The 25913-nt window shown below is 70.0% G+C and carries 23 protein-coding genes, 1 pseudogene and 1 riboswitch; of the genes and pseudogenes, 11 read left to right on the top strand and 13 right to left on the bottom strand.

Going from position 1 to position 25913, the window contains the following annotated elements; translation table 11 throughout:
* Nucleotides 1-35: 35 nt before the first annotated feature.
* The 4 genes from ABH936_RS00455 to rimO all read right to left on the bottom strand — a co-directional run bounded on the left by ABH936_RS00455 (nucleotide 36) and on the right by rimO (nucleotide 3152).
* A complete protein-coding gene (locus ABH936_RS00455; RefSeq protein WP_038567666.1) occupies nucleotides 36-329 on the bottom strand; it encodes a helix-turn-helix domain-containing protein in 294 nt (97 codons plus the stop codon).
* A 150-nt stretch (nucleotides 330-479) separates the two neighbouring features.
* Entirely contained in the window at nucleotides 480-980 is a 501-nt protein-coding gene (locus tag ABH936_RS00450; RefSeq protein WP_404602041.1) for a CinA family protein, read from the bottom strand.
* Complete coding sequence (gene pgsA, locus ABH936_RS00445; RefSeq protein ID WP_404602039.1) at nucleotides 977-1618, bottom strand: CDP-diacylglycerol--glycerol-3-phosphate 3-phosphatidyltransferase; 642 nt, start codon at nucleotides 1616-1618, stop codon at nucleotides 977-979. The genes ABH936_RS00450 and pgsA overlap by 4 nt, the downstream gene beginning before the upstream one ends.
* Before the next feature lie 52 nt (nucleotides 1619-1670).
* On the bottom strand, nucleotides 1671-3152 hold the full coding sequence (gene rimO, locus ABH936_RS00440) for a 30S ribosomal protein S12 methylthiotransferase RimO (protein ID WP_404602037.1): 1482 nt from the start codon (nucleotides 3150-3152) through the stop codon (nucleotides 1671-1673).
* A 68-nt stretch (nucleotides 3153-3220) separates the two neighbouring features.
* Between rimO and ABH936_RS00435 the strand changes: the two genes are divergently transcribed.
* Nucleotides 3221-4978, top strand: coding sequence for a TlpA family protein disulfide reductase (locus ABH936_RS00435; RefSeq protein WP_404602035.1), 1758 nt, complete (start codon nucleotides 3221-3223; stop codon nucleotides 4976-4978).
* A gap of 266 nt (nucleotides 4979-5244) precedes the next feature.
* Here the strand turns inward: ABH936_RS00435 and ABH936_RS00430 are convergent, their stop codons facing one another.
* Nucleotides 5245-8463, bottom strand: a complete 3219-nt coding sequence (locus tag ABH936_RS00430; protein ID WP_404602033.1) for a DNA translocase FtsK 4TM domain-containing protein — start codon at nucleotides 8461-8463, stop codon at nucleotides 5245-5247.
* Nucleotides 8464-8783: 320 nt separating this feature from the next.
* Nucleotides 8784-8898, top strand: a riboswitch (SAM riboswitch).
* A gap of 43 nt (nucleotides 8899-8941) precedes the next feature.
* Here ABH936_RS00430 and ABH936_RS00425 point away from each other — a divergent pair.
* Nucleotides 8942-10507 (top strand): aminotransferase class V-fold PLP-dependent enzyme, encoded by a 1566-nt coding sequence (locus ABH936_RS00425; protein WP_404602030.1) that lies wholly within the window; start codon nucleotides 8942-8944, stop codon nucleotides 10505-10507.
* 283 nt (nucleotides 10508-10790) lie between these two features.
* Here the strand turns inward: ABH936_RS00425 and ABH936_RS00420 are convergent, their stop codons facing one another.
* Together ABH936_RS00420 and dapA are read right to left on the bottom strand one after the other, a co-directional pair.
* Nucleotides 10791-12470, bottom strand: coding sequence for a ribonuclease J (locus ABH936_RS00420; protein WP_404602028.1), 1680 nt, complete (start codon nucleotides 12468-12470; stop codon nucleotides 10791-10793).
* Nucleotides 12470-13360, bottom strand: coding sequence for a 4-hydroxy-tetrahydrodipicolinate synthase (gene dapA / locus ABH936_RS00415; protein ID WP_404602026.1), 891 nt, complete (start codon nucleotides 13358-13360; stop codon nucleotides 12470-12472). The genes ABH936_RS00420 and dapA overlap by 1 nt, the downstream gene beginning before the upstream one ends.
* Nucleotides 13361-13490: 130 nt before the next feature.
* Between dapA and ABH936_RS00410 the strand changes: the two genes are divergently transcribed.
* Genes ABH936_RS00410 through ABH936_RS00395 form a run of 4 tightly spaced genes read left to right on the top strand, consistent with a single transcriptional unit; the run spans nucleotide 13491 to nucleotide 15986 of the window.
* On the top strand, nucleotides 13491-14285 hold the full coding sequence (locus ABH936_RS00410; protein ID WP_074046017.1) for a thymidylate synthase: 795 nt from the start codon (nucleotides 13491-13493) through the stop codon (nucleotides 14283-14285).
* Nucleotides 14282-14779, top strand: a complete 498-nt coding sequence (locus ABH936_RS00405; RefSeq protein ID WP_006946351.1) for a dihydrofolate reductase — start codon at nucleotides 14282-14284, stop codon at nucleotides 14777-14779. Before ABH936_RS00410 ends, ABH936_RS00405 begins: the two co-directional genes overlap by 4 nt.
* On the top strand, nucleotides 14776-15684 hold the full coding sequence (locus ABH936_RS00400) for an AzlC family ABC transporter permease (protein WP_404602023.1): 909 nt from the start codon (nucleotides 14776-14778) through the stop codon (nucleotides 15682-15684). Before ABH936_RS00405 ends, ABH936_RS00400 begins: the two co-directional genes overlap by 4 nt.
* Nucleotides 15681-15986 (top strand): AzlD domain-containing protein, encoded by a 306-nt coding sequence (locus tag ABH936_RS00395; protein ID WP_006946360.1) that lies wholly within the window; start codon nucleotides 15681-15683, stop codon nucleotides 15984-15986. Before ABH936_RS00400 ends, ABH936_RS00395 begins: the two co-directional genes overlap by 4 nt.
* Before the next feature lie 48 nt (nucleotides 15987-16034).
* Here ABH936_RS00395 and ABH936_RS00390 read toward each other — a convergent pair whose 3' ends face one another.
* The 4 genes and pseudogenes from ABH936_RS00390 to ABH936_RS00375 form a co-directional block, all read right to left on the bottom strand.
* On the bottom strand, nucleotides 16035-16157 hold the full coding sequence (locus ABH936_RS00390) for a type II toxin-antitoxin system VapC family toxin (protein ID WP_143181531.1): 123 nt from the start codon (nucleotides 16155-16157) through the stop codon (nucleotides 16035-16037).
* A gap of 113 nt (nucleotides 16158-16270) precedes the next feature.
* Nucleotides 16271-16360 (bottom strand): annotated as a pseudogene (locus ABH936_RS00385) (FitA-like ribbon-helix-helix domain-containing protein); the annotation flags it as partial.
* 75 nt (nucleotides 16361-16435) lie between these two features.
* Nucleotides 16436-17599, bottom strand: coding sequence for an acyl-CoA desaturase (locus ABH936_RS00380; protein ID WP_040014897.1), 1164 nt, complete (start codon nucleotides 17597-17599; stop codon nucleotides 16436-16438).
* 147 nt (nucleotides 17600-17746) lie between these two features.
* On the bottom strand, nucleotides 17747-18895 hold the full coding sequence (locus ABH936_RS00375) for a ferredoxin reductase (protein ID WP_006946368.1): 1149 nt from the start codon (nucleotides 18893-18895) through the stop codon (nucleotides 17747-17749).
* 85 nt (nucleotides 18896-18980) lie between these two features.
* On the opposite strand from ABH936_RS00375, the gene ABH936_RS00370 reads away from it, so the two are divergent.
* Together ABH936_RS00370 and ABH936_RS00365 are read left to right on the top strand one after the other, a co-directional pair.
* Entirely contained in the window at nucleotides 18981-20129 is a 1149-nt protein-coding gene (locus tag ABH936_RS00370; RefSeq protein ID WP_074046020.1) for a helix-turn-helix domain-containing protein, read from the top strand.
* Nucleotides 20126-20950: a hemolysin III family protein gene (locus tag ABH936_RS00365; RefSeq protein ID WP_165584237.1), complete on the top strand. Its 825-nt coding sequence runs from the start codon at nucleotides 20126-20128 to the stop codon at nucleotides 20948-20950. Before ABH936_RS00370 ends, ABH936_RS00365 begins: the two co-directional genes overlap by 4 nt.
* Before the next feature lie 110 nt (nucleotides 20951-21060).
* On the opposite strand, the gene ABH936_RS00360 is transcribed toward ABH936_RS00365, so the two are convergent.
* Nucleotides 21061-21957, bottom strand: coding sequence for a FadR/GntR family transcriptional regulator (locus ABH936_RS00360; RefSeq protein WP_165584236.1), 897 nt, complete (start codon nucleotides 21955-21957; stop codon nucleotides 21061-21063).
* 96 nt (nucleotides 21958-22053) lie between these two features.
* On the opposite strand from ABH936_RS00360, the gene ABH936_RS00355 reads away from it, so the two are divergent.
* Genes ABH936_RS00355 through ABH936_RS00345 form a run of 3 tightly spaced genes read left to right on the top strand, consistent with a single transcriptional unit; the run spans nucleotide 22054 to nucleotide 25168 of the window.
* Nucleotides 22054-22815, top strand: a complete 762-nt coding sequence (locus ABH936_RS00355) for a (Fe-S)-binding protein (protein ID WP_165584235.1) — start codon at nucleotides 22054-22056, stop codon at nucleotides 22813-22815.
* Nucleotides 22812-24452, top strand: a complete 1641-nt coding sequence (locus ABH936_RS00350; protein ID WP_404602018.1) for a LutB/LldF family L-lactate oxidation iron-sulfur protein — start codon at nucleotides 22812-22814, stop codon at nucleotides 24450-24452. The genes ABH936_RS00355 and ABH936_RS00350 overlap by 4 nt, the downstream gene beginning before the upstream one ends.
* Nucleotides 24449-25168 (top strand): lactate utilization protein C, encoded by a 720-nt coding sequence (locus ABH936_RS00345; protein ID WP_404602016.1) that lies wholly within the window; start codon nucleotides 24449-24451, stop codon nucleotides 25166-25168. The genes ABH936_RS00350 and ABH936_RS00345 overlap by 4 nt, the downstream gene beginning before the upstream one ends.
* On the opposite strand, the gene ABH936_RS00340 is transcribed toward ABH936_RS00345, so the two are convergent.
* Nucleotides 25155-25832: a DedA family protein gene (locus tag ABH936_RS00340; RefSeq protein WP_165584232.1), complete on the bottom strand. Its 678-nt coding sequence runs from the start codon at nucleotides 25830-25832 to the stop codon at nucleotides 25155-25157. The two genes, ABH936_RS00345 and ABH936_RS00340, sit on opposite strands and share 14 nt — an antisense overlap.
* Nucleotides 25833-25913 lie beyond the last annotated feature (81 nt).

The raw sequence follows: 25913 nt of genomic DNA, 5'->3' as shown, positions 1-25913 counted from the left end.
GGCTCCCCGCGACGGCGCCGCTCAGCCGAGGGCCGTCACGCAGCCTTGGCGACCGCCGCACGGTTGGGGTGCAGGACGACGGGTGCGTGCGCAGCCTCGGCGCGCGCGACGTTCTGGGCGACGAGGTGCAGCGTCTGCGACATCGGCAGCTCGAGCGCCTCGCAGACGGCGGCGAGCAGCTCGGACGAGGCTTCCTTCTCGCCGCGCTCGATCTCGCTCAGGTAACCGAGCGAGACGCGTGCCGCCTTCGAGACCTCGCGTAGGGTGCGCCCCTGCGCCTGACGCTGGGAGCGCAGCACGTCACCGAGCTCTTCGCGAAGCAAGATCATGCGTATCTCCTGGTGACGATGGCACGTGCGTGCCAGTTTTGGTTGCTATCACTGTAGCGGCGACGGGTGACAACCCTCCGAGGGCCGCCGTGGACGGGCCGCCGACGACGGTTTCGTCGGCGGCGTGTTCCATACGGATCGTGCGCGCCCTCACGCCTGGTCGAGGCTCATCCGCCATGCTGCTTCGCTCGCAGCCCGACGGATCGCCGCGCGATCACCGCTGAAGGTGAACTCTTGAACGTGACAACGCACACCGTCGGGCTCGGATTCCCGGTCCACGACCGCGATCGCCACGTAGCAGCGTCCGACAGGTTGACCGTCCTGTTCGCTCGGCCCGGCAACGCCCGTCGTCGCGGCGGCCACGTCGGCTTCGAAGAGACGTAGCGCACCGCGCGCCATCTGGGTGGCGACCTCGGCATCGACGGCTCCGCGTTCGGCGAGCAGAGCTTCGTCCACCCCGAGGACGGCGGCTTTCGCCTCCGTCGCATAGGTGACGGCCGCGCCGCGCAGCACACGGCTGGCGCCGGGGACGTCGGCGATCCCCGCGCTGACGAGCCCCGCCGTCAGCGATTCTGCGCAGGCGAACCTCAGCCCGCGACGGGTGAAATCCTCGACGAGCCGCTGAGCCGTCTCGCACGCTTCCACGGTCATGCCGACCCTTCCGTCCCGCGCCCCCCATGACGGCGGTTGAGCCGCGCCGCCTGGACGAAGTAGTCGACGCCGGTGACGACGGTGACGACGATCGCGCCCGCGAGAATCGCCCACGCCAGCGCGTGCCCGACCCACGGCAGCGGCAGCACGAACAGGCCGGCTGCGAGTGCCTGCAGCGCCGTCTTGATCTTGCCGCCGCGGCTGGCCGGCATGACGCCGTGGCTGCGGCGGATGACGACGAATCGCAGTGCGGTGACGGCGATCTCGCGCGCGAGGATGAGCACGGTTGCCCACCACGGCACGACGCCGATGAGTGACAGGCCGACGAAGGCCATGCCGGTGAGGGCCTTGTCGGCGATCGGGTCCATCAGCTTGCCGAAGTCGGTGACGAGGCCACGCTTGCGGGCGATGTCGCCGTCGATGCGGTCGGTGATCGCCGCGACGGCGAACAGCACGAACGCAATGATGCGGAACGTGTCGTCGTGCCCGGCGCGAGCGACGAGGAACCAGCCGAAGAACGGCACGAGCGCGATGCGACCCATCGTCAAGGCGTTCGCAATGTTCCAGTCGCTGACGGTCTCGCGGCCCGCAGGCGCGTCGACGGGGGCCGCAGGCTCGCAGGCTGCGTCGTCCGCCACGCCACCCTCGGTCGCGTCGGGCGTGCGGCCCTGAGTCCCACGATGCGCCACGTCAGCGCAGCTCCCCGACGAGGTCGATGCCTTCGGTGGCGACGACCTCCACCTCGACGATGTCGCCGACGCGCAGTTCGCGCCCGTCGGGGGCCTCGACGTAGGTCATGCCGTCGACGTCCGGGCCCTGCTGCCCGGCGCGGCCGACATGGCGAACGGCGGCCTCGGGGTCGTCCTCGTCGTCCGACTCGGTGGCCTCGATGAGCACCTCGAGACGCTCCCCGATGCGCTCCTCGGCGCGCTGCAGGTTGAGCTCCTCGGTCAGGGTGCGGAAGTGCTCGAGGCGCGCGTCGATCTCGTCCTGCGGCAGCTTGTCGGCATAGGTCTCGGCCTCGGTGCCGTCCTCGTCGGAGTAGCCGAAGACACCGACGACGTCGAGGCGCGCCCCGACGAGGAACTGTTCGAGTTCGTCGAGGTCCTTCTCACTCTCGCCCGGGAACCCGACGATGACGTTCGAACGGATGCCCGCGTTCGGCACGCGGCGCCGCACGTCGTCGAGCAGGCCGAGGAAGGACTCGCGATCGCCGAAGCGCCGCATCGTGCGCAGCAACGGGCCGGAGGCGTGCTGGAACGAGATGTCGAAGTACGGCGCGATACCAGGCGTGTTCGCCATGACATCGAGCAGGTCGGGCCGGATCTCCGCGGGCTGCAGGTACGACACGCGCACACGTTCGATGCCGTCCACGGCGACGAGCTCGGGCAGCATCGTGTCGAGCAGGCGCAGGTCACCGAGGTCCTTGCCGTAGGAGGTCGAATTCTCCGAGACGAGGAAGACCTCCTTGACGTCGTGCTCACCGAGCCAGCGCGCCTCCGCGAGGACGTCAGCGGGGCGACGCGAGATGAACGCGCCGCGGAACGCGGGAATCGCGCAGAACGCGCACCGTCGGTCGCAGCCGCTCGCGATCTTGAGCGGCGCCCACGGGCGTCCGTCGAGGCGGGCACGGATGACGCGCGGCGTCGCGACGGGCGAGGCCACCTCGACGTCTGACGGCTCGCTGACCGGCGCACCGTGGCCGGGCAGCGCGAGACCGTCGGCGCCCTCCTGCCGCTTCGCGGGCGAGATCGGCAGTAGCTTGCGGCGGTCGCCTGGCATGTGCGCTTCGGGCTTATGGCCGTTGAGCACCGACGTCAGGTGCGTCGACATGTCGGTGTAGGAATCGAAACCGAGCACCGCGTCGGCCTCGGGCAGCTGATCGGCGAGCTGCTTGCCGTAGCGCTCGGCGAGGCAGCCGACGGCGACGACGGCCTGCGTCCGCCCGGATTCCTTGAGTTCGTTCGCCTCGAGCAGCGCGTCGATCGAGTCCTTCTTCGCCTGCTCGACGAACCCGCACGTGTTGACGACGGCGACGTCCGCCTCTGCGGCATCGTCGACGAGCGTCCAGCCCTCCGCGGACAGACGCCCTGCGAGCTCTTCGGAGTCGACCTCGTTGCGCGCGCATCCGAGGGTGATGACGGCGACGCTGCGGGTGGGGGCGGAAGTCATGCTCGAAAGTCTAGTGGCGCCGCCCGCGCCCAAGGTTCGGCCCACGCCGAGCGACCTATCATTGGCGCGTGTATGACGCCCCTCTGATCGTCCCGGCCGTCCTCCTCGCGTTCGTGCTCCTCGTCTCCGGCGTCGCGAAGCTCGCGGATCTCGAGACCGCCGCCCAGGCCTTCACGAGCCTGCGCCTGCCGCGATTCCTCATGCGGTGGAAGGTGCCGACGCTGCTGCCGGTCGCCGAGATCGTGCTCGCGATCGCGCTCATCGTGACGTCGGGGTGGCTCGCGGCCGTGGTCAACGTAGCGGCCGTGCTGCTGTTCGTCGCCTACCTCGTCGTCATCGTGCGCGCGCTGGGCTTCGGCGAGCCCGTCACGTGCTCGTGCTTCGGCAAACTCGGCCTCGGCTTCGTCGACCGATTCACTGCGGTACGCAACGTCGTCCTCGTCGGGCTCGCGGCGCTGTCGCTGTTCGACGCGGCGCGTGGTGACGGCGTCCTGGCGCGCCTGCGTGATTTCGACGGCGGCGACTGGGCCTGGCTCGCGGGCGTGTTGGGCGCGGTGGTGCTGACGTGGCTCATCGCTGGCCACCGCGGCGACGACTCGGCGGCTTCTGCGGTCTCGGGCCCGGTGGCCACCGCGGGCGGCGGCGACGAGGACGACTACCTGCGCGTCCCCGTCCCCTTCGCCGCCGTCACGACGCCGGGCGGGCAGAGCGTGACCCTGCGCGATCTCGCGGCGCGTGAAGCCGTTCTGCTGCTCTTGGTGTCACCGACGTGCGGCTCGTGCATCGACGTCATCGAGCACGCGCGCACCTGGCAGCGCACCATGCCGGCGCTGCGCACGAGCCTCGTGCTGCCGATGGCGCCGCGCGAGGTCGTGCCGGGCCTCGACGACGCCGACGACTTCGACCTGCTCTTCGACGAGACGTACGCCGTCGCGCGGCTGTTCGGCGTCGGCACTCCCTCGGCCGTGCTGCTCGGCGCCGACGGCAAGCTCGCCGGCGGGCCGGTGGGCGGCACGAAGGACGTCATCGCTCTCATGGGTGACATCGCCGACCAGCTCGGTGCCGCGCCGAACGAGAACCCCGCCGACACCTCAACCGTGGGGGTTTCGGACGCCGCGCCATTGGACCCCGCAGTTGCCCCGGCCACCGGCGCCGCGGCCCCGAACCCTCCGAAGCCTCACGCGAGTGGCGCCCCGGCCGCCGACGCCGCCGCGTCGAGCGCCGTCGAGTCTCACGGGGTTGACGCCCTCACCGCTGAGACGCCCGTCGCCCCTGATGGCACTCGCGCCGGTGATGCCCCTGAATCTCCGGCCGCCTCCGTCAACCAAGCGCCTCAAGCCGCGGGCGTTCACAACGTCTCTGACCCCTCAGAGGCGAGCGACGATGATCTGCTCGACTACGTGCCGACGCCGACGCCGTTCATGATGTTCGAGGACGCGACGGGCGCGACGACGTCACTGCGACAGATTGGCGCGATGGGCCCAGCGATCTTTCTCTACGTCTCACCGTCGTGTGGGTCGTGTCTGCACGTCATGGACGCAGCGCCGGCGTGGCAGGAACAGCTCGGTGCCCTGCCGATCCACTACGTCGTCACGACGCAGCCGCAGGCGGACGTCATCGTCGAGCGCGGCACCGACCCGGCCCGTGTCATGATCGACGAGCCGCTCGCCATCTCACAGATGATGCGGGTCGGCACGCCGACGCTGTTCGCCGTCGGCCCGACGCAGGAACTCATCGCCGGCCCCGTCTCGGGGTTCGATGCCATCGAGGCGACGATGCAGGACATCCTCACCGAGGTCGCCGCTGCCCGCCCGGCTCACTCCTGACGCACCCGTCCTGTCCCCTCGCAGCCGTCCCCATCGGCGATTTACGTCCACGTTCGCGATTCCCGTCCTCTTCTGCGAACGGCGCCCACCTTCGCGATTCCTGTCCACAACGGCGATTCTTGGCCACCTTGATGGAAGTGACCAAGAATCGCGCATGTGGACGGGAATCGCACATGTGGATGTGATTCGCCGATGGGGACGGGAATCGCAGATGAGGACGCGCCCGAGCCGCCGGCGGGCGGGTCAGCGGCGGGCGGACGAGCGGGTCAGCGGGCGTTGCTCGTGAGGTTCCAGGCGTCCTCAGAACCGTCGTCATCGGACGAGTCGTGCCCGTCGTAGTACTGCTCGCCCGGCTCGGCGAGGTCGGCCTGCGACTGCGCGACGAGGTCGATCGGCCCCGCTTCCATCGAACCGCCCGCACCCATCGAGCCGGGTGCACCCGTGGAACCCCCGGAGCCGCCCGAACCCCTACCGCCGAGGGCGTCGTCCTCGTCAGCATCCGCGAAACCGTCGCCACCCGACGCATCGGGCACGTCCTCGCCCTTGAGCAACGCGAGCGTCTGCGGCAAGTCGTCGGGCTTGACGAGCACGTCGCGCGCCTTCGACCCCTCGGACGGGCCGACGATGGCGCGCGATTCGAGCAGGTCCATGAGGCGACCGGCCTTCGCGAATCCGACGCGCAGCTTGCGCTGCAGCATCGACGTCGATCCGAACTGTGTCGTGACGACGAGTTCGGCGGCCTGCAGCAGCACGTCGAGGTCGTCGCCGATGTCGTCGTCGATCTCCTTCTTCGGCGCGACCTGCGCGACGTCCTCGCGGTAGTTCGGCGCGAGCTGGCTCTTGACGTGCGCGACGACGGCGTGGATCTCGGATTCGTTGACCCATGCGCCCTGCACGCGCATCGGCTTGCTCGCACCCATCGGCAGGAAAAGCGCGTCACCCTGACCGAGCAGCTTCTCGGCACCGGGCTGGTCGAGCACGACGCGGCTGTCGGCGAGCGACGACGTCGCGAACGCCAGGCGCGACGGCACGTTGGCCTTGATGATGCCGGTGACGACGTCGACGGACGGGCGCTGCGTCGCGAGGATGAGGTGAATGCCCGCGGCACGCGCGAGCTGCGTGATGCGCTGGATCGACGCCTCGACGTCGCGCGGCGCGACGAGCATGAGGTCGGCGAGCTCGTCGACGACGACGAGCAGGTAGGGGTACGGCGCGAGCTTGCGCTTGCTGTCGGGCGGCAGCTGCACCTTGCCCGCGCGCACCGCCTTGTTGAACTCGTCGATGTGCTTGTAGCCGAACGCGGCCAGGTCGTCATAGCGTGCGTCCATCTCGCGCACGACCCACTCGAGTGCCTCGGCGGCCTTCTTCGGGTTCGTGATGATCGGCGTGATGAGGTGCGGGATGCCCTCGTACGCCGTCAGTTCGACGCGCTTGGGGTCGACGAGCACCATGCGCACCTCTTCGGGCGTGGCCCGCATGAGCAACGACGTGATCATCGAGTTGACGAAGCTCGACTTACCGGCGCCCGTCGCACCCGCGACGAGCATGTGCGGCATCTTCGCGAGGTTCGCGACGACGTAGCCGCCCTCGACGTCCTTGCCGACACCCATGACCATCGGGTGCGTGTTGTTGCGCGCCGCCTGGCTGCGCAGCACGTCGCCGAGGCTGACGAGTTCCTTGTCGGCGTTCGGGATCTCGATACCGATGGCCTTCTTGCCGGGGATCGGCGACAGGATGCGCACGTCGGCGCTCGCGACGGCGTACGAGATGTTCTTGCTCAACCCCGTCACACGGTCGACCTTGACGCCGGGGCCGAGTTCGACCTCGTAGCGCGTCACCGTCGGGCCGCGCGTGAACCCGCTGACGACGGCGTCGATACCGAACTGCTCGAGTACCTCGGTCAGCGCGTCGACGACGCGGTCGTTCGCGGCGGAACGCTCCTTGGGCGGGGTCCCCTGTTCGAGGACGTTCGAATCGGGCAGCGTGTACGTGACGTCGCCGCCCATTGCGAGCTGCTCGACACGAGGTGGAAGCTGTTCGGTGGGCTGAGCCTCCACCTGACGTTGAGGGACGGCTGCGGCCGGCGCAGCCTGCTCGACGCGCGTGGCACCGGCATCCTGACGGGCCGCCGCGGCCTTCGGCGACTCCCCCGGCCGCTGTGCCGACGCCGGGCGCGACGCCTGCGCCGCACGTGCGGAGGCCTGGTCGACAACGGCATCGTCGACGGAATCCATGGGTGCGGAGCGGCGCGCTGCCCCACCTGCCGCCTCCCCTGCCGGCGACGCTCCGGAGCGCGATGCCCGGGCTCGCGCGAGCGCAGCGGCGCTCGCGTCGCCGGCGCGCTCGTCGTCAGAGCCGCCGTCGGGCATCTCTCGCGTCTGATCGACGCCCGCCGGGGCGCCGTCGATCGTGTCGATGTCGTAGATCTGCTGCTCACCGCGACGGCGGTTGAGCGGGTTGCGTGATGTGCCACGGCCCTTGCCGCGCGGTCCCTTGCCGACGACCTCGGCGGCCTGCTCGTAGGGCTCATCGCCGCGCCGGGCGTCGTCACCCGCGCCGCGACGCGAGCCGCCCCGCGCGCGGTTGCCGATGTCGGCGCCGTGCAGGTCGTCGGCGACGGCGTCACGCTGAAGCAGCTCGCCCTCGTCGTCGCGTTCATCGAGGGGGTGGCCGAAGATCTGCGCCTCGACCTCGCGGATGCGCTGCGGGATGCGATTGACGGGCGTGCGCGTCAGCACGAGGAAACCGAAGAACGACACGAGCGCGAGGATGATGCCCGCGCCCCACACCGTGAGCGCGGCAGACAGCGGCCCTCCCGTGATGACGCCGAGGATGCCGCCTGCGCCGCGCACCGCGGTCGAAACCCCTGTCGACGGACGCCCGCCGACGAGGTGGGCGATCCCCGTCGAGCCGAGCGCGAGGATCGTCAGTCCGATCGTCATGCGGTTGGTCGGCTGGTGCCCCCGCGGGTGGCGGAACATGTGGATGGCCATGCCGATGAGGACGACGGGCAGAACGTAGGCGATGACGCCGAACGTGCCGGCCGCGACGGCGTGGACGACGTCCCCGAACATGCCGGGCAGCCCCCACCACTCCCGCGCAGCGACGACGATGCCGAGGGCGAGGAGGGCGAAACCGAGCCCGTCGCGACGGTGTTCGGGTTCGAGGTCAGAAGCGGCGGCGCCGACGCGGCGGACGGTGCCGCCGGCGACGTGCGAAACACCCATCCACGCGCCACGAGCAGCGCGACCGGACGCGGAGGGACGCGCTTCAGCAGCCCCTCGCGACGAGCCGGTCTTGCGCGCGGGTGCATTCTTCGTCGTGCCGCCCGAACGTGGTGCGCTCGACTTCGGCGGGGTCGTGCGGGCGCGCGTCGTCGAGGCCGCAGATGCGCCGGCCGGGCGCGAGCTCTTGGCGCGCGGCTGCGAAGAGGCCTTCTTCGCGACGAGGACGCTGTCGTTCGCTGGTCTGTTTCGGGTCGCCACCCCGCAAGGCTAGTGGGGGTTCCGGCCGTTTTCGCGGACCCACGCCGTGACACGGGTCCAATGGTGACGGCGGGTCGGCTCGACACCTTCGAATCCGCGTCCCGATGCGCTGGCGCGTTGACGCGCTCGCATCCGACAGCGCCCTGACCCTTGTCGGAGGCGCCGCCAGCTGCCCGGGGGACCACGGGCATCCCCACCGCGAGACGCCGACTCTTGCGCGCGGCGCTCGCCATCCGCGATGCCACAGTTGATCTCACGATGCGAACCTCCGGCCGCTCGTCGGTGGACGCGGCGGAGGGCCGGGTGCGAGCGTTCACGTAGGTCATGAGTTCCAGCGCACAGCCCCGGCTTGCTGGACGGCAACCCTCCACCGCGGTGGGGTGCTCCGGGTGACGACCTGGCCGCCACCAGCACCGGTGTCGGCAAGCGCGGGCCGAGCCATCTGGCGACGGCGAGGCCCCTGACTCGAGGAGCCTCGATGCCCCGTTCTGCCATTCTCTCGATCCTTGACTCCGACGCGCGCCGCCACGCTGCGAGCCACACGAGCCGCCCCGCTCATGCCGTAACCCCCGGAACTCCCGTCGCGGACCCCGAGCGTCACCACACCCAGCCCGCGCACCCCGGCGGGTCCCGTCGCGAGACGCCCACGGCTACCTATCATCGCGCGGACGCGTCGCAGCAGGCCAATGTCGCCCTGGCCACGATCGGCGCCGATCTCGGCGTCGCGACGCTCGACGGGCGCGTCGTCGAGCACGCGAACTTCGACCATGGCGCGACGGCTCCCGCGCTGCAGGCCGTCGCACGGGCCGTCGACACGACCCTGCGCACGTACGGTTCGGTGCATCGCGGTGCGGGACGGGCGTCGCAGCTGACGACCCGGTGGTACGAGGAGGCTCGGCAGGAGGTCGCCGCGTTCGTCGGCGCGCGCGAGGACGACGTGACCGTCTTCACGCGCAACACCTCGGACGCGCTCAACCTGTTGGCCCACTGTCTGCCGCAACAGACGCAGGTCTTCGTGTTCCGCTCGATGCACCACGCAGCGCTGCTGCCGTGGGCGGACGAGCGGACGACGCGGCTGCCGATCCCTCACTCTCACGCCGAGGCTGAGGGTTACCTCGACGTCGCTCTGGCGGAATTCCGCGCCCACAACGATGCTCCCGTGTTGGTCCTCATCACCGGCGCCTGCAACGTGACGGGCGAGGTGTGGCCCATCGAGCGCCTCGCCGCCGTCGCCCGCCGGCATGAGGCGCGGACGGCTCTCGACGCCGCGCAGCTCGCCCCGCACCGCCGCGTCGACATCGACGCCTGGGGCATCGACTACGTCGCTCTGTCCGGCCACAAGGCCTACGCGCCGTACGGTTCAGGAGCCCTCGTCGGGCGCCGCGACTGGCTCGACACCGCCCCTCCGTACTTCCGCGCCGGCGGCGCGAGCCACCGCGTCAGCGAAGATGCGTCAGGCGCCGGCGACGTCGCCTGGGCGCCCGCGCCCGCACGCCACGAGGGCGGCACCCCGAACGCGGTCGGGGCCATCGCGCTCGCGGCCGCAGCCTCGACGCTGTCCGCGCAGCGCGGCGAAGCCGAGGCGCGCGAGGAGAAGATCCACGCCATCGTCCGCGACGGTCTCGCCTCGATCGACGGCGTGAGGATCGTCGAACTCTTCGACGAGCAGAATGCCGCGGACGCTCACCTCGACGATGGCGCGCCAAGGCGGAATGCGAGCGACAACGTCGGCGTCACGACGTTCACCGTCGCCGGATACGACCCGACGCTCGTCGCTCAGGTGCTCGCAGACGAGCACGGCATCGCTGTGCGCGACGGGCGATTCTGCGCTCACCTGCTCTGCGACGCGCGCCTCGGCGAGGGCGCGACGGCAGTGCGCGCCTCGATCGGTCTCGCCACGACGACAGAGCACGCACGACGCCTCGTCGACGCCGTGCGTGCTCTCGTCACCCATGGGCCCGCCTTCGACTACACCCACACCCCGGGCCTCGGGTGGAGCCCCGTCACCGACCGACGAGACCTCTCAGAGCCCCGCCCCTGGTGAGGAGAACGAGCGGCGGTGGGCCCCAGCGAGGGGCTCACCGCCGCATTTCGTCAGATACGGGATGCCGACGCGGTGGCTCCTGTCGAAGGGCCCGCTCGCGCGCTCATGCGAGTTTTTTTGACCACGCTCAATAACAAACCTCGACGTCCATTTCGAATCCAGTTGCACCCCAACGGACGAAGGGTGCGACGCGTCACACGCGTCGCACCCTTCATTCATCCGAGATGGCAGCCAGAGGCGATCTCAGCCGCCTCACACGACCCCCTGACATACCCCCGAAGCGTCAGGCGTCGATGACCACCGGGATGATCATCGGTCGGCGGCGCAGCTTGCCGCCGACGAAACCGCCCACGGCGCGCCGGATGACCTGCTGCAGTTGGTGGCTGTCCTTGACACCCTTGTTGCGTGCCTCGAGCAGCGCCTGCTCGATCTTCGGCCGGACGCGGTCGAACACCTCGTCGCCCTCGGCGAAGCCGCGCGTGCGGATGTCCGGGCCGGCGAGGATCGCGCCCGTCTTCGCGTCGCGCACGACGATGACGGTGACGAAGCCCTCGTCACGCAGGATGCGGCGGTCCTTGAGCATGTCCTCGTCGGTCGTACCGACGAGCGAACCGTCGACGTAGACGTACCCGACCGGCACCGCGCCCGTGATGGCAGCCTTGCCGTTGACGAGGTCGACGACGACGCCGTTCTCGGCGAGCAGCACCTGGTCGCTCGGCACACCCGTCGCGGCGGCGAGCTTGCCGTTGGCGACGAGGTGACGCCACTCGCCGTGGATCGGCATGACGTTCTTCGGCTTGACGACGTTGTAGCAGTACAGCAGCTCGCCGGCGGAGGCGTGGCCGGACACGTGCACCATCGCGTTGCCCTTGTGCACGACATTGGCGCCGAGACGCATGAGGCCGTTGATGAGGCCGTAGACGGCGTTCTCGTTGCCCGGGATGAGCGAGCTCGCCATGAGGATGGTGTCGCCCTCCCCCACGTCGATACGGTGGTCGCGGTTCGCCATGCGCGCGAGCGCCGCCATCGGCTCACCCTGCGAGCCGGTGCAGATGAGCACCTGCTCGTCCTCGGGCATCTGCTCGAGCTTCTTGATGTCGACGAGCACGTTGTCGGGCACCTTGAGGTAGCCGAGGTCGGCGGCGATCGTCATGTTGCGCACCATCGAGCGCCCGACCATCGCGACCTTGCGCCCGTGGGCCTCGGCGGCGTCGAGCACCTGCTGCACGCGGTGCACGTGCGAGGAGAAGCAGGCGACGATGATGCGTCGCTCCGCCTTCTCGAAGACGCGCTCGATCGCGGGCGTGATGTCCTTCTCCGGCGTCGTGAAGCCGGGCACCTCGGCGTTCGTCGAGTCGGTGAGGAACAGGTCGACGCCCTCCTCACCGAGCCGCGCGAACGCGCGCAGGTCGGTGATGCGGCCGTCGAGCGGAAGCTGGTCCATCTTGAAGTCGCCGGTGCACAGCAGGTTGCCTGCGGGCGTGCGGACGAAGACGGCGAGCGCGTCGGGGATCGAGTGGTTGACGGCGACGAACTCGCAGTCGAACGGGCCGATCTTCTCGAGCTGGCCCTCCTTCACCGCCATCGTGTACGGGCGGATGCGGTGCTCCTTGAGCTTCGCCTCGATGAGCGCGAGCGTCAGCGTCGAGCCGATGAGCGGGATGTCGTTCTTCATGCGCAGCAGGTACGGCACCGCGCCGATGTGGTCCTCGTGACCGTGCGTCAAAACGATGGCCTCGATGTCGTCGAGGCGATCCTTGAGGTAGTCGAAGTCGGGCAGGATGAGATCGACGCCCGGGTGATCCTCGGGGAAGAGGACACCACAGTCGATGATGAGCAGGCGTCCGCCGTACTCGACGACCGTCATGTTGCGGCCGACCTCGCCGAGACCGCCGAGCGCGATGACGCGCGCACCGTTCTTCGCCAGCGCGGGCGGCGGGCCGAGTTCGAGCGAACTCTCCATCACAGCAGCCCCGCCTTCGTCAGGCCGTCACGCAGGACGGCGTACATCGCCTCGTCCGCGGGCAGCAGCGGCAGGCGGATGGCGTCGGAGTCGATGACGCCCTGCTCCTTGAGGGCGGCCTTCACCATGATGGCGCCCTGAGAGGTGTTCATCAGCGCGTCGATCGCGGGGATGAGCTTGGTGTGGATGGCGCGCGCCGTCGCGAGGTCGCCCGCGTCGACAGCCTCGATCATCGCGCGGAACTCGTTGCCCGCCACGTGGCCGACGACGGAGACGACGCCGACGGCGCCGAGCGCGAGCCACGCGAGGTTGACGACGTCGTCGCCCGAGTACCACAGCAGGTCGGTCTCGTCCATGAGCTTCGTCGCCTCGAAGAAGTCGCCCTTGGCATCCTTGACCGCGCGCACCTGGTCGATCGTCGCGAGCTGACGGATCGTGTCGCTCGCGAGCGCCGTCCCCGAGCGCCCGGGGATGTCGTAGGCCATGGCCGGCAGGTCGGTGGCGCCGACGACGGCCTTGAAGTGCTCGACGATGCCCGCCTGCGTCGGCTTGTTGTAGTACGGCGTGACGACGAGGACGGCGTCCGCCCCAGCGTCCGCGAGTGCCTTGGCGGCGCGTACCGAGTGCGCGGTGTCGTTCGTACCGACCCCGGCGGTGATCGCTGTGCGGCCCTTGACGGCGTCGGCGACGGCGCGCACCGTCTCGATGTTCTCCTCGTCGGTCGTCGTCGCCGACTCCCCCGTCGTGCCGTTGACGACGAGGCCGTCGTGCCCGTTCGCGACGAGGTGCTCGGCGAGCTTCTTCACTCCGTCGTAGTCGATCGAGCCGTCCGGTTTCATGGGCGTCACCATGGCCGTGACCATGCGCCCGAAAGGTGTCGTCGTCGTCATGCGCCCAGGTTAGTGCACGAGCGTCCACGTGTGCGGACGCCCGCCGCGCGCGACGTCGCCACCACCAACTCGCCACCACGAAGCGGACGCCGCAGGCGCCTTGTCACCGGCGCGTCCTACAGTGAGGCGCGTGGAGCAATATCACGCACTGCTGAGGCGCATTCTCGACGAGGGCACCCGCAAGGACGACCGCACGGGCACGGGGACGCTCAGCGTCTTCGGTCATCAGATGCGCTTCGACCTGTCCCAGGGGTTTCCCGTTCTCACGACGAAGAAGCTGCACCTGCGCTCGATCTTCGGCGAACTGCTGTGGTTCCTGCGCGGCGACACGAACGTCGCATGGCTGCACGAGCGCAAGATCTCGATCTGGGACGAATGGGCCGACGCCGACGGTGACCTCGGGCCGATCTACGGCCACCAGTGGCGCTCGTGGCCGACGCCGAACGGCGAGACGATCGACCAGATCGCGCGCGTCGTCGAGTCGATTCGCACGAACCCCGACAGCCGTCGTCACATCGTCTCGGCGTGGAACGTCGCCGACGTCGACGACATGGCGCTGCCGCCGTGCCACACGATGTTCCAGTTCTACGTCGCCGACGGAAAGCTGTCGTGCCAGCTCTACCAGCGCAGTGGTGACGTCTTCCTCGGCGTCCCGTTCAACATCGCCTCGTATGCCCTCCTGACCCACATGGTCGCGCAGGTCACGGGCCTCGCGGTGGGCGATTTCGTCCACACGCTCGGCGATGCGCACCTCTACGTCAATCACCTCGACCAGGCGCGCCTCCAGCTGACACGTACGCCGAAGCAGCTGCCGACGCTCGTGCTCAACCCCGACGTGACGGCGCTCGACGCGTTCGAGCTCGACGACATCCGCCTCGACGGTTACGAGGCCGACCCCGCGATCAAGGCCCAGGTGGCGGTATGAGCGATGCGCCCCAGCTGACGAGCATCGCCGCTGTCGCCGAGAACGGCGTCATCGGCACGGGCGGCGACATGGCGTGGAACATCCCCGCCGACTTCGCGCACTTCAAGGCGACGACGATGGCTCACCCCATGATCATGGGGCGCACGACGTTCGCGACGATGGGCACCCTGCCCGGGCGCCGCTCGATCGTCGTGACGCACGATCCCGAGTTCGCCCCCGCACAGCCGGCGCGTGACGACACGTCCGTCACCGTCGTTCACTCTGTCGACGAAGCCCTCGAACAGGTCGCCGGCCAGGACGCGTTCGTCGTCGGCGGCGCGCAGATCTACGCCGCGACGATGGACCACGTCACCCGTCTGCTCATCAGCGAGATCCCCCTCGCGCCTGAGGGCGACGCCCACTTCCCCACGATCGACCCGACCGTGTGGGTCGAGACGCAGCGCGCACCGCGCGACGGGTTCACGCTCGTCATGTACGAACGCCGCACCTCGTGAGCGACGCCCGGCGCGAGACGTCGGGAGGTGACGCGCCCGTCGAAGTCCGTCATCACCGGACGGCGCACACCCCTGGCGACCACTCCGACCACGACCATCCCGACGCCCTCCACGAGGATGCCGCGGCCGTCAAGAAGGACTCGGTCTCCCTCGCGATCGCGACGGGCGTGTACGGCGTCAGCTTCGGCGCGCTCGCCATCGCTGCGGGCCTCACGACCTGGCAGACGATGGCGCTGTCGCTGCTGTTGTTCTCCGGCGGTTCGCAGTTCGCCGTCGTCGGGGTGCTCGGTGGCGGTGGGTCGGGAGCGTCGGCCGTCGCGACGTCGTCACTGCTCGGCGTGCGCAACGGCATCTATGGTCTGCAGATCAACCAGTTCCTGCGCCCGCGCGGGCTGCGACGCCTCCTCGCCGCGCAGGTGACGATCGACGAGTCGGCCGCCATGTCGGTCGGGCGCCCCACCGAACAGTTGTCACGCACCGGATTCTGGTGGACGGGCCTGGGCGTCTACGTCATGTGGAACACGATGACGTTCGTCGGCACAGTCGCCGGCAACGCGATGGGCGACCCGAAGAAGTACGGCCTCGACGCCGCCGCCGTCGGCGCCTTCATGGCGCTGCTGTGGCCGCGCCTCGGCACGCTGCAGGGCAAGGTGACGGCGGCGCTCGCCGCGTGCATCGCGCTCGGGTTGTCGCCGCTCACGCAGGCCGGCGTGCCCGTTCTCGCGACGGTCGTCGCGGCCGTCGTCGTCGGCTGGTGGTACTCGACACGGCACGATTCCCCCTCGGCCGACTGCGAGTCGAGCGCCGACGTTCCCGGCGTCGAGACGTCTCGCGCCGATGCGCCCGGTGACGGCGCGACGCGCGGTGGCCCGTCCGACGCCGGCCGGATCGGATCGACGACATGAGCACATGGACGACGGTTCTGCTCGCGAGCGCGTTGTCGTTCGTGCTCAAGTTCATCGGCTATCTCGTGCCGCCGCGCTACCTCGAGGGCAAGCGGACGTCCAACATCGTCGCGCTGCTACCGGTGGCGTTGCTCACCGGCCTCGTGTGTGTCCAGGCGTTCGTCGGCGACGGCGGCCGGGTCGTCATCGACGCGCGCGCAGCGGCGGCCGTCGCAGCGATCATCGCCCTGGTTCTGCGCGCGCCATTCATCGTCGTCGTCATCGTCGTGGCCGCGACGGCCGCGATCATCCGGTTGTTCTGAGCCGACGCTCCTGGATTCATGTCTCGCTCCCTCTGGTGGAGTGAGACCTCAGGACGAGCTTTCGAGGGGATCGATGAGGCGCGGCCCGCCGACCCCGACGAAATCGTTCGCGTTGCGCGTGGCGAGTGCAGAGCCGGCGGCCAGAGCGATACCGGCGATCTGGGCATCCACCGTTCCCATGACCCGCCCGACCGACGTGCCACTCGCGAGAACGTGGGCGGTCGCGTGCGCTCACGCAGCGTCTGCAAGAAATTCTTCTCCGGCACGTGGGTCGCTGCCGCGAGAATCGCCCGCACCTCGGCCTCGACGGAACGTCCAGGCTCCGCAGCCTGACGGCGCAGGCGCTCGTGGACGACCTCATCGACATCTGGCATCCTCAGAGTGGCCAAGACGAGCACCTCCTCGGCAGCAAAGCGAGCAAGGAGGTGCTCGTCAGCCCATGGCGAGACTCAGGCGGCTTGGGGCTGCACCTGCCGCTGCACGAGCTGCGTGACGTTCTGGGGCTTCCGCTCGAGCTTCGCGGCGTACTCGTTCGGCAGCGACAGGCGGATGATCGCCCACCAGGCCGACGCGATCTGCTTCGGCAGCGGCCCCGTCACGTAGGACAACCCGTAGCGGCGAGCGATGTCCTGCACCTGCTCGCTGATCTCCGCGTACCGGTTGCTCGGCAGGTCGGGGAACATGTGGTGCTCGATCTGGTAGCTCAGGTTGCCCGTCGCGATGTGCATGGCCCGCGAACCGCTGATGTTCGCCGAACCGAGCATCTGGCGCAGGTACCAGTCGCCGCGCGTCTCCCCGACGATCGACTTCTTCGTGAACGTCTCGACACCACTCGGGAAGTGTCCGCACATGATGACCGAGTGTGTCCAGAGGTTGCGCGTGAGGTTCGCGATGAAGTTCGCCTTGATCGTCTGCTTGCCCGACCCCGTCAGCGCCGAGAGCAGCGGGTGCGCAATGTAGTCCTTCGTCACCTGCTCACGGATCTTGTGCAGCACCTTGCGACCGTCGCGGGCGAATACGTCCTTGTCCTTGCGCCCCTTGAGGTACTTGCCGATCTCCAGGTCGTACGCGGCGATGCCGTACTCGAAGAAGCACGCGTTGATGAAGTTCCACATCGGCTGTGCGAGGTAGAACGGCACCCACTTCTGATCCTCGTCGACGCGCATGATGCCGAACCCGAGGTCGTTGTCGCGCCCGATGACGTTCGTGTACGTGTGGTGCAGCTCGTTGTGGCTGTGCTTCCACAGGTCGGCGGGCGAGGCGTTGTCCCACTCCCACGTACTCGAGTGGATCTTCGGGTCGCGCATCCAATCCCACTGGCCGTGCATGACGTTGTGGCCGATCTCCATGTTCTCTAGGATCTTCGCCACGGCGAGCCCCGCCGTCCCGATGACGAACGCCGGCTTCTTCTTCGAGAACAACAACAGTGCCCGCGACCCCATCTCGAGGCCACGCTGCACCTGGATGACACGACGGATGTACGCCGCGTCCTTCTCGCCCCGGCTCTCGACCACCCGTGCACGCACCGCGTCGAGCTCCTCACCGAGACGCTCGACGTCGGCGCGGCTCAGGTGAGCGATCGGGTTGTGGTCCTTCTTCTGCAGTGCGGTCATGCGACAACCATCCTTCTTCGTCGTTCTCGTCGTGCGGTTCGTCATGGTCGTGGTTCGTCGTGGTCGTGGTTCGTCGTGGTCGTGGTTCGTCGTGAGGCGCCCCGAGCCGATCTCGCGCCCGGCCGGCGCCCTGCACAGGCGTCGAGTTCAGCGTCCGATCGTGCAGTCCCCGGCGGCGGAGGAGATGCAGGTCTGCACCATGACGCCGTCGCCGTCAGTGCCGCTCGCCACCTCGCCGGTGCGCATGTCGCGCACCGCGCCGGAACGCAGCGGCAGCACGCAGCCGTAACAGATGCCCATGCGGCACCCGCTCGGCACGAGGATGTCGGCGGCCTCGGCCGCGTCGAGGATCGACGTCTCGCCGCTGACGGCGACCTCCCGCGTCGTCGTGCCCATGACGATGGTCGCGGTGCCGCCCTCCCCCGGTTCGGCGAGCTCGACGACGAAGTTCTCGGTGTGCAGCTTGTCCTCGACGCCATTGAGTTCGGCGAACTCGCGCAGCATCCGCAGCATCCCGGCGGGGCCGCACGCGTACACCTCACGATCGCGCCAGTCGGGTACGAGATGGTCGAGCTCGGCCGGTTCGAGCCGGCCCTCGAGGCGTGTGTGGCGCTCGACGAGGGTGATGGCGCCACGCTCGTGCAGCCCGCGCAGCTCGTCGGCGAAGATGACGTCCTCGGGGTGGCCGGCCGAGTGCACGACGACGATGTCGTGCGTGCGTTCGCCGTCGGAACGCTCGCCCTCGGCGGCGAGACGGTGGCGCAGCATGCCCATGACGGGGGTGATGCCGGAGCCGCCGGTGACGTACAGCGTCGGCTCGACACCTCCCGTCCAGACGAACTCGCCGCTCGCCTGTTCGAGGTGCACGATCTGGCCGGAGCGCAACGACTCGTGCAGGTGGGAGCTGACGAGCCCGCCGGAGAGCGACTTGACGGTGATCGTGATGCGCCCGTCGTCGCGCGGCCCCGACGTCACCGAGTACGCGCGCCACAGGCGCACCCCGTCGACGTCGACGCCGACGCGGATGAACTGCCCCGGCACGTGCCCTGCCCAACCGAGGCCCGGCTGCAGCGTGACGGTCGCGGCGTCCGCCGTCTCGGGGTGCACGTCGACGACGCGGGCGCGCAGGTAGCGGGGGCTGCGCAGCGGGTCGACGAGGTCGAGGTAGTCGTCGGGCAGCAGCGGCGTCGTCAGGGTGCGCACGGCGTTCCAGGCGAGATGCTTCAGGCGGGCGGAGGCCCGCCGCTCGTCCGACGAGCGGGCCATCGTGGTTGATGAGGAGACAGCGTGCGGCATGCGACCAGCGTATTTGGCGCACAGCTGATAATTCTTGACCGCGACCTCACATGATCTTTTCGGGATTTGTTCGTAGAGTGTGAACATGTCGACTCTGCGGCAAGACACCATTGCCACCCTGCGAGAGCACCTGCCGAACACGGCCAGCGGGTGCGTCGAGGCCATCATCCGAGAGGTGCCCGGCTACGACCGCGAGTTCGGCGACACACTGCGCGCGAACATCGAGGCGGCCGTCGCGATGGCCCTCGCGGCCTTCCTCGACACCCTCGGTGACGACGGCGACACGACGTCCGCCACGGCCATGCGCACCGGCGCCTACCGCCTCGGCCAGGGCGAGGCGGAGACGGGGCGCTCGAGCGACGCGCTGCTCACGGCCTACCGCGTCGGCGCCCGCGAGGCGTGGACGCACTTCGCCGAACGCGCCGTCGCGCAGGGCGAGTCGGCCGCGAGCATCGCGAGCCTCGCTGCGGGCACGTTCGCGTTCATCGACGAGTTGTCCGTCGAGAGCCTCGCCGGCCACACCGCGGCCATGACGGCCCGCACCCGTGAGCTCGCGCGCCGACGCGACCAGCTGGCGGCGGCACTCGTCGCGGGCGACCAGCCCGACACGCTCGAGCATCTCGCCGAACGGGCTCACTGGAACCCGCCGCGCACCCTCACGGCGCTGGCACTGACGGGCGACGCCCCGGCGGCCGTCGCGAGCGCCGTCGGTGAGAAGGCCCTGTGGTCGCGCACCCCGGACGGCTCGCCGCTCGTCCTCGTGCCCGACCTCCCACCCGGCAACCGCGCGCGCGTCCTCGCTGCCTGCGCTACGACCACAGCAGCCCTCGGGCCGACGCTCGCCTGGAGCCGCGCCGCCGAATCGGTGACGCGCGCCCGACGCGCGCTGCGATTCGCCCGGGTGAGTGAACCGGCGGACGCCGACACGCTGCTGCCCGAACTGATCCTCGACGCCGACCCGCTCATCGCGCAGATGCTGCGCGAGCGCGCCCTGGCGCCGCTTGCCGACGTCTCGGAGGCCAAGCGGGCCGTGCTCGCCGAGACGCTGCTCGCCTGGCTGCTGCACCACGGACGCCGCGAGGAGGTCGCCGAGGCCCTCCACGTCCACCCCCAGACGGTGCGCTACCGCCTGGGCACCCTGCGCGAACACTACGGTGACACGCTCACCGACGCCCGCACCGGCCTGGAGCTGACGCTCGGGCTGATCGCCGACCGATCGAGGACCCCGCAGTGAACACCCCCGCAACCGACCGTCCGCAACCCGCAGCAGCCGAACCGACGAACGCCGACAACACGAACCCCGACGCCATGACCCTCGACCCGATGATCCATGAACCCACACGGTCGGCTCTGCCTGACGGGCACGGCGAGTCCACTGGGCACGGCGAACATGGTGAGCACCTCGCGGGCGAGGCCCTGGCGGTGGCGATGAAACCCCTGCTGCGCGGGTGGCTGCACCTCGTCCTCTCGCCCCTGTGCCTCATCGGTTGTCTCGTGCTCGGCCTGCTCGCCGACACGACCCCGGCGCGCGTCGGGGCGCTCGTCCTCGGTGCTACGGCGACGATGCTGTTCGGCACGTCGGCGCTGTATCACCGCCGATACTGGAGCCCGCGCGCCGACACGATCCTGCGCCGCCTCGACCACTCGAACATCTACCTCATCATCGCCGGCACGTACACGCCGTTCGCGCTGACACTGCTCGCGGGCCGGCAACGGGTGAGTCTGCTCGTCATCGTGTGGGTCGGCGCGCTGCTCGGCGTCGCTTTCCGCACGTTCTGGGTGCATGCGCCGCGTTGGCTCTACACGCCGATCTACGTCGCGCTCGGCTGGGTCGCGATCTTCTACGCCGGGCCGTTGCACGCCGCGGGCGGCACCCTCGTCATGACGCTCATCGCCGCGGGCGGCATCCTCTACACGCTCGGAGCGGTCGTCTACGGCTTCAAACGCCCTGATCCGTGGCCGCGCGTGTTCGGCTTTCACGAGATCTTCCACGCCTGCACCGTCGCCGCGTTCATCGCCCACTTCATCGCGGCGGCCATCGTCCTCACGCGCTGACGGCGGCCCCCCCGCGTGCACTGCCCGCCCGGGCGTCGGCGCGGTCCACAGGATCGCCACCGTGGGCCTCGCCTCCGCCACGCGAGCACCGACCAGCGCAAGTCGTCCCGTCAGGCGGTGTCGCCGGCTGCCTGCGCGCCGTCCCCGAGGAGTTGCTCGCTCGCGCGTCGGATGTGCGCGTCGAGCAGATCGGCGGCGCGTGAGCCGTCGCCGTCCGCGAGCGCCGCGGCGATGGCCTCGTGCTCCTCGCGCAACCGCGCGCGCACAGCCGGCCAGTCGTCGACGTGGTTCATGCCGTGACGGATGGGGCTGCGCATGGATTCGCGGATGGCAACGGTGAGGTCGGTGGCGAGCGCGTTGCCCGCGGCCCGCGCGATGGCGACGTGGAAATCGGTGTCGCACGCGTTGAAGACATCGGGCGGCAGGTCGTCGTCACGCATCGCGGTGATCAGGTCGGCGAGGCGCGCATGGTCGGCGTCGGTCGCGTTGCGCGCGGCCAGCCGCGCCGACAGGCCCTCGAGGCTGCAGCGCACGTCGACGACGTCGAGGAGGCTGAACTGCGCGAGCGCCACGTGCATGCGCAAGAACCGGTTGAGCGCCTCCGTCGGCACGGCCGTGATGACGGTGCCGCCAGCCGCACCGGCTCCGACGCGCGAGTCGACGACCCCGATGGCATGCAGGGCGCGCACGCCCTCACGCACCACGGCACGGCTGACGGCGAGTTGCGCGGCGAGGTCACGCTCGGCGGGCAGCACGTCGCCGACACGCAGACGGCCCGAGACGATGCCGTCCTCGACCCACTGCACGACACCCTCGTAGGCACGCCCCGATCGTGACGCGACCGGGTTGGCACCCGGCGCGGCAGCCGGAGTCTCGACCTGGGCGGGCGCCGCGTCTGACGCGGGAGTTGAATCCGACGCCGGCTGCCCCCGATTCGACAGACCGGATTCCTCGGCTGCGGGCGGCGAGCCCGATTGGGGCAAGGCGGGCGCGCAGGGGTGGGTCATGGGCGGCATGATACGTGGCCTCGACTTCTTGACCGTCGGGGGTCATACTTCTAGAGTGAGACGCAGCACATTGGTCAGACCATTAAGGATGCCGTCGTGACGATCGCCCCCACCCGCCCACGCGTCGCGATCTTCGCGACCTGCTTCAACGACACGATGTTTCCCAAGGCGCCGATCGCGACGGTGAAGCTCCTACGCCGCCTCGGGGTCGACGTCGAGTTCCCCACCGAGCAGACCTGCTGCGGCCAGATGTTCACCAACACCGGGTACGCGAACGACGCTAAGGGCCTCGTGCGCGGGTTCGTCGACACGTTCGACGCGTTCGACTACGTCGTCGCCCCCTCCGGCTCCTGCACCGGATCCGTCCGCGAGCAGCACGAGATGATCGCCGAGCGGGTCGGCGACCAGGGCCTCGCCCGCGAGGTCGACGCGCTCGCCCCGCGGGTGCTCGAACTGTCCGAGTTCCTCGTCGACGTGCTCGGCGTCACTGACGTCGGCGCCTATTTCCCGCACCGCATCACCTACCACCCCACCTGCCACAGCTTGCGCATGCTCGGCGTCGGCGACCGTCCGCTGCAGCTGCTGCGCGCGGTCGCCGGTGCCGACCTGCGCGAGCTGCCCGCCGCCGAGCAGTGCTGCGGTTTCGGGGGCACGTTCAGCGTCAAGAACCCGGACGTCTCCGTCGCCATGGGAAACGACAAGGCGCGCCACGTCGTCGAGACGGGCGCGGAGTACGTCGTCGCCGGCGACAACTCGTGCCTCGCCCACATCGCCGGACTGCTGCACCGCGGACGCACCGGCGTCAAGACCATCCACCTCGCCGAAGTGCTCGCCTCGACCGAACAGGACCCCGCATGAGCTGCCAGCCCCGCACCGCCGCCGACGCGGGTCTGCCCGTCGGCACGACGACCGCGACGTTCGTCGGGATGCCCGCCTTCCCGCACGAGGCGAAGTACGCCCTCGACGACGCCCAACTGCGCGCCAACCTGCGTCACGCGACCGGCACGATCCGCGCCAAGCGCGCCGAGGTCGTCGGCGAGGTCGACGACTGGCAGCAACTGCGCACGCGCGGCGCCGCCGTCAAGGACGACGTGCTCGCCGACCTCGACACGCTGCTCGTCACGCTCGAGGAGTCGCTGACGCGCGCCGGCGCGACGGTCCACTGGGCGCGTGACGCCGAGGAGGCCAACCGCATCGTCGTCGACCTCGTCAAGGCGACAGGCACGCAGGAAGTCGTCAAGGTCAAGTCGATGGCGACGCAGGAGATCGAGCTCAACGAGGCCCTCGAAGCCGCGGGCATCGACGCGTGGGAGACCGACCTCGCCGAGCTCATCGTCCAGCTCGGCCACGACCGCCCGTCGCACATCCTCGTGCCCGCGATCCACAAGAACCGCAGCGAGATCCGCGACATCTTCCGCACCGAGATGGGCGAGGTCGGCCGCCCGGCCCCCGAGAACCTGAGCGACGATCCCGCCGCGCTCGCCGACGCTGCCCGTCGTCACCTGCGCGAAAAGTTCCTGCGCGCCAAGGTCGCGATCTCGGGCGCCAACTTCGCCGTCGCGGAGACGGGGACGCTCGCCGTCGTCGAGTCCGAGGGCAACGGACGCATGTGCCTGACGCTGCCGGAGACGCTCATCTCCGTCGTCGGCATCGAGAAGGTGCTGCCGACGTGGGACGACCTCGCCGTGATGCTCGAACTGCTGCCACGTTCGTCGACCGGTGAGCGCATGAATCCCTACACGTCGATGTGGACGGGGTCGAGCGAGGCCGACGGCCCGCAGGACGTCCACGTCGTGCTCGTCGACAACGGCCGCACGCGCGTGTTGTCGGACACCGTCGGGCGCGAGGCGCTGCGCTGCATCCGCTGCTCGGCGTGCCTCAACGTCTGCCCCGTCTACGAACGCGCGGGCGGGCACGCCTACACGAGCGTCTACCCCGGACCGATCGGCGCCATCCTCACCCCGCAGATGCGCGGCCTCGACTCCGATCGCGACAAGGCGCTGCCCTTCGCGTCGTCCCTGTGCGGCGCGTGCAGCGAGGTGTGCCCCGTCAAGATCGACTTTCCGAAGATCCTCGTCGAACTGCGCACGCAGGTCGTCGAGAAGAAGCGCGCCGCCTCGCGCGTCCCGAGCTTCGAGCGCACCGCCATCGCGGGCGCCGAATGGGCGCTCGCCTCCGGCAAGCGCATGGGGCGTCTGCAGACGCTCGCGACGGTGGCCGGCAAGGTCTTCAAGCGTGAGGACGTCTCCTACCTCGGCGCGATTCCCGGGCCCCTCGCGCCGTGGAGCGCCGCGCGTGACATCCCCGCTCCCCCGACCGAGACGTTCCGCGAGTGGTACGCGCGCACCGACGGCGGCCGGCTCGACGAGAGCGGCCGGGCCGCAGCGGGGTCGCGTCCGAACCGCGCCGGAGTCGACGTCGAGGGCCACTACGGCACGAGCGCCCGCGACGCCGGGCTCCCCCACCCCACCAGCGACAGCGAGGACGAGGCATGAGCAGCGCACGCGAGGAGATCCTGCAGCGCATCCGGACGGCCAACGCGAACGCCGGGGTGACGAGCACGTCGTCGCAGCGGGCCGATTCGGCGACGACGCAGCGGGATTCGTCGTCGGGCAGCGTCGGCGCCCAGGCGACGACACCTGATGCGGACGGTTCGAGCGCTGCGGCCGACGTCACCCCCGCGGCGGGGTCGCCCGACCTCGTCGACCTGTTCGTCGAGCGCACCGAGGACTACAAGGCGGTCGTCGAACGTGCCTCGGCAGCTGACGCCGGCGCGCGTGTCGCCGCGGCGCTCGAGGGCGCGAACGGCGTCCTGCTGCCGGCCGGGCTGCCCGAGGCAGTCGTCGGCGCGGTCGATGCGTCGATGGCGCGCGAAGACCCGGGCACGCCCGACGGTCTCGACGCCATCGAGGCGGTCGTCACGACGTGTGCCGCGGCCATCGCCGAGACGGGCACGATCGTCCTCGATCACACTGCGGGGCAGGGGCGTCGTGCGCTGACGCTCGTGCCCGATCTGCACGTCTGTCTCGTGCGGGCCGACCAGATCCACACGGACGTGCCGGCCGCCGTCAGCGCCCTGCGCGCGAGCGTCGAGGCGGGGCATCCGCTGACGTGGATCTCCGGTCCGAGCGCGACGAGCGACATCGAGCTCGACCGCGTCGAAGGGGTGCACGGCCCGCGGCGCCTGCACGTCATCGTCACGACTGACTGACCTCGACGGACGACGCCGCGTCTCGGGTGGAATCACCACTCGCGGCGCGGCGTTCGCGCGTCACGCGGCGTTTCGTTCGGACGTGGCGAACGCCTTCGAGCAGCGCCGCGACCGCCATCGCGAGCCCCATGCCGGTGAGGATGCCCGCGAGGTGGTTGTCGCCGAACGCACGGCCGCCGATGTAGCCGATGAGGCAACCGTGCAGGGCCCACAGCAGCGTCGCGAGCAGGTCGTAGGGCGTGAACTGCCGCAGGAGCGGGTAGCGTGCAGCGCCGAGCGACATCGTGCCGACGCTGCGTCCGCCCGGGATGAAGCGCACGACGAGCAACGCCCACGACCCTCGTTCGTGCAGCACGCGCGAGACCTTCTCGAACGTGCGAGCACGCCGCGAACCGTGCGCCCCGAGCGAGCGCGCACCGACGACCCGGCCGATGCCGTAGGAGAGGTGATCGCCCAGTGCCGCCCCCAGCGTGGCCACGAGCACGACGAGCACGAGCTGCGGCCCGTTCGGATCGGACGCGGCGTACACCCCGGCGAGGATGAGCGGGGCTTCGCTGGGAAAAACAGGCACGAACGCATCGAGCGTGCACAGGCCGAAGAGCGCCGGGTAGATCCACCACGACGTCATGAGGTGTTCGAGCGGCGCGAGCACGGCATCGAGCATTCCAGAACGCTAGCCGCGCGACGTGGCCCCGACCTGACGCCCAGGTGTCCGGCAGGCGACGCCAGCGCGACCGTCCGGGCC

It is taken from the genome of Dermacoccus sp. GAS27A, from assembly GCF_044909235.1.
Classification (GTDB): Bacteria; Actinomycetota; Actinomycetes; order Actinomycetales; family Dermatophilaceae; genus Dermacoccus; species Dermacoccus nishinomiyaensis.
The sequence above is the reverse complement of the archived record's forward strand: the minus strand, read 5'-3'. Positions and strand labels throughout refer to the sequence as shown.

What these genes read in the sequence shown, in the direction of transcription:
- ABH936_RS00455 (WP_038567666.1), bottom strand. Translation starts at nt 329, where the DNA reads ATGATCTTGCTTCGCGAAGAGCTCGGTGACGTGCTGCGCTCCCAGCGT.
- ABH936_RS00450 (WP_404602041.1), bottom strand. Translation starts at nt 980, where the DNA reads ATGACCGTGGAAGCGTGCGAGACGGCTCAGCGGCTCGTCGAGGATTTC.
- rimO (WP_404602037.1), bottom strand. Translation starts at nt 3,152, where the DNA reads ATGACTTCCGCCCCCACCCGCAGCGTCGCCGTCATCACCCTCGGATGC.
- ABH936_RS00425 (WP_404602030.1), top strand. Translation starts at nt 8,942, where the DNA reads ATGCCCCGTTCTGCCATTCTCTCGATCCTTGACTCCGACGCGCGCCGC.
- ABH936_RS00420 (WP_404602028.1), bottom strand. Translation starts at nt 12,470, where the DNA reads ATGGAGAGTTCGCTCGAACTCGGCCCGCCGCCCGCGCTGGCGAAGAAC.
- dapA (WP_404602026.1), bottom strand. Translation starts at nt 13,360, where the DNA reads ATGACGACGACGACACCTTTCGGGCGCATGGTCACGGCCATGGTGACG.
- ABH936_RS00405 (WP_006946351.1), top strand. Translation starts at nt 14,282, where the DNA reads ATGAGCGATGCGCCCCAGCTGACGAGCATCGCCGCTGTCGCCGAGAAC.
- ABH936_RS00395 (WP_006946360.1), top strand. Translation starts at nt 15,681, where the DNA reads ATGAGCACATGGACGACGGTTCTGCTCGCGAGCGCGTTGTCGTTCGTG.
- ABH936_RS00380 (WP_040014897.1), bottom strand. Translation starts at nt 17,599, where the DNA reads ATGACCGCACTGCAGAAGAAGGACCACAACCCGATCGCTCACCTGAGC.
- ABH936_RS00375 (WP_006946368.1), bottom strand. Translation starts at nt 18,895, where the DNA reads ATGCCGCACGCTGTCTCCTCATCAACCACGATGGCCCGCTCGTCGGAC.
- ABH936_RS00370 (WP_074046020.1), top strand. Translation starts at nt 18,981, where the DNA reads ATGTCGACTCTGCGGCAAGACACCATTGCCACCCTGCGAGAGCACCTG.
- ABH936_RS00360 (WP_165584236.1), bottom strand. Translation starts at nt 21,957, where the DNA reads ATGACCCACCCCTGCGCGCCCGCCTTGCCCCAATCGGGCTCGCCGCCC.
- ABH936_RS00350 (WP_404602018.1), top strand. Translation starts at nt 22,812, where the DNA reads ATGAGCTGCCAGCCCCGCACCGCCGCCGACGCGGGTCTGCCCGTCGGC.
- ABH936_RS00345 (WP_404602016.1), top strand. Translation starts at nt 24,449, where the DNA reads ATGAGCAGCGCACGCGAGGAGATCCTGCAGCGCATCCGGACGGCCAAC.
- ABH936_RS00340 (WP_165584232.1), bottom strand. Translation starts at nt 25,832, where the DNA reads ATGCTCGATGCCGTGCTCGCGCCGCTCGAACACCTCATGACGTCGTGG.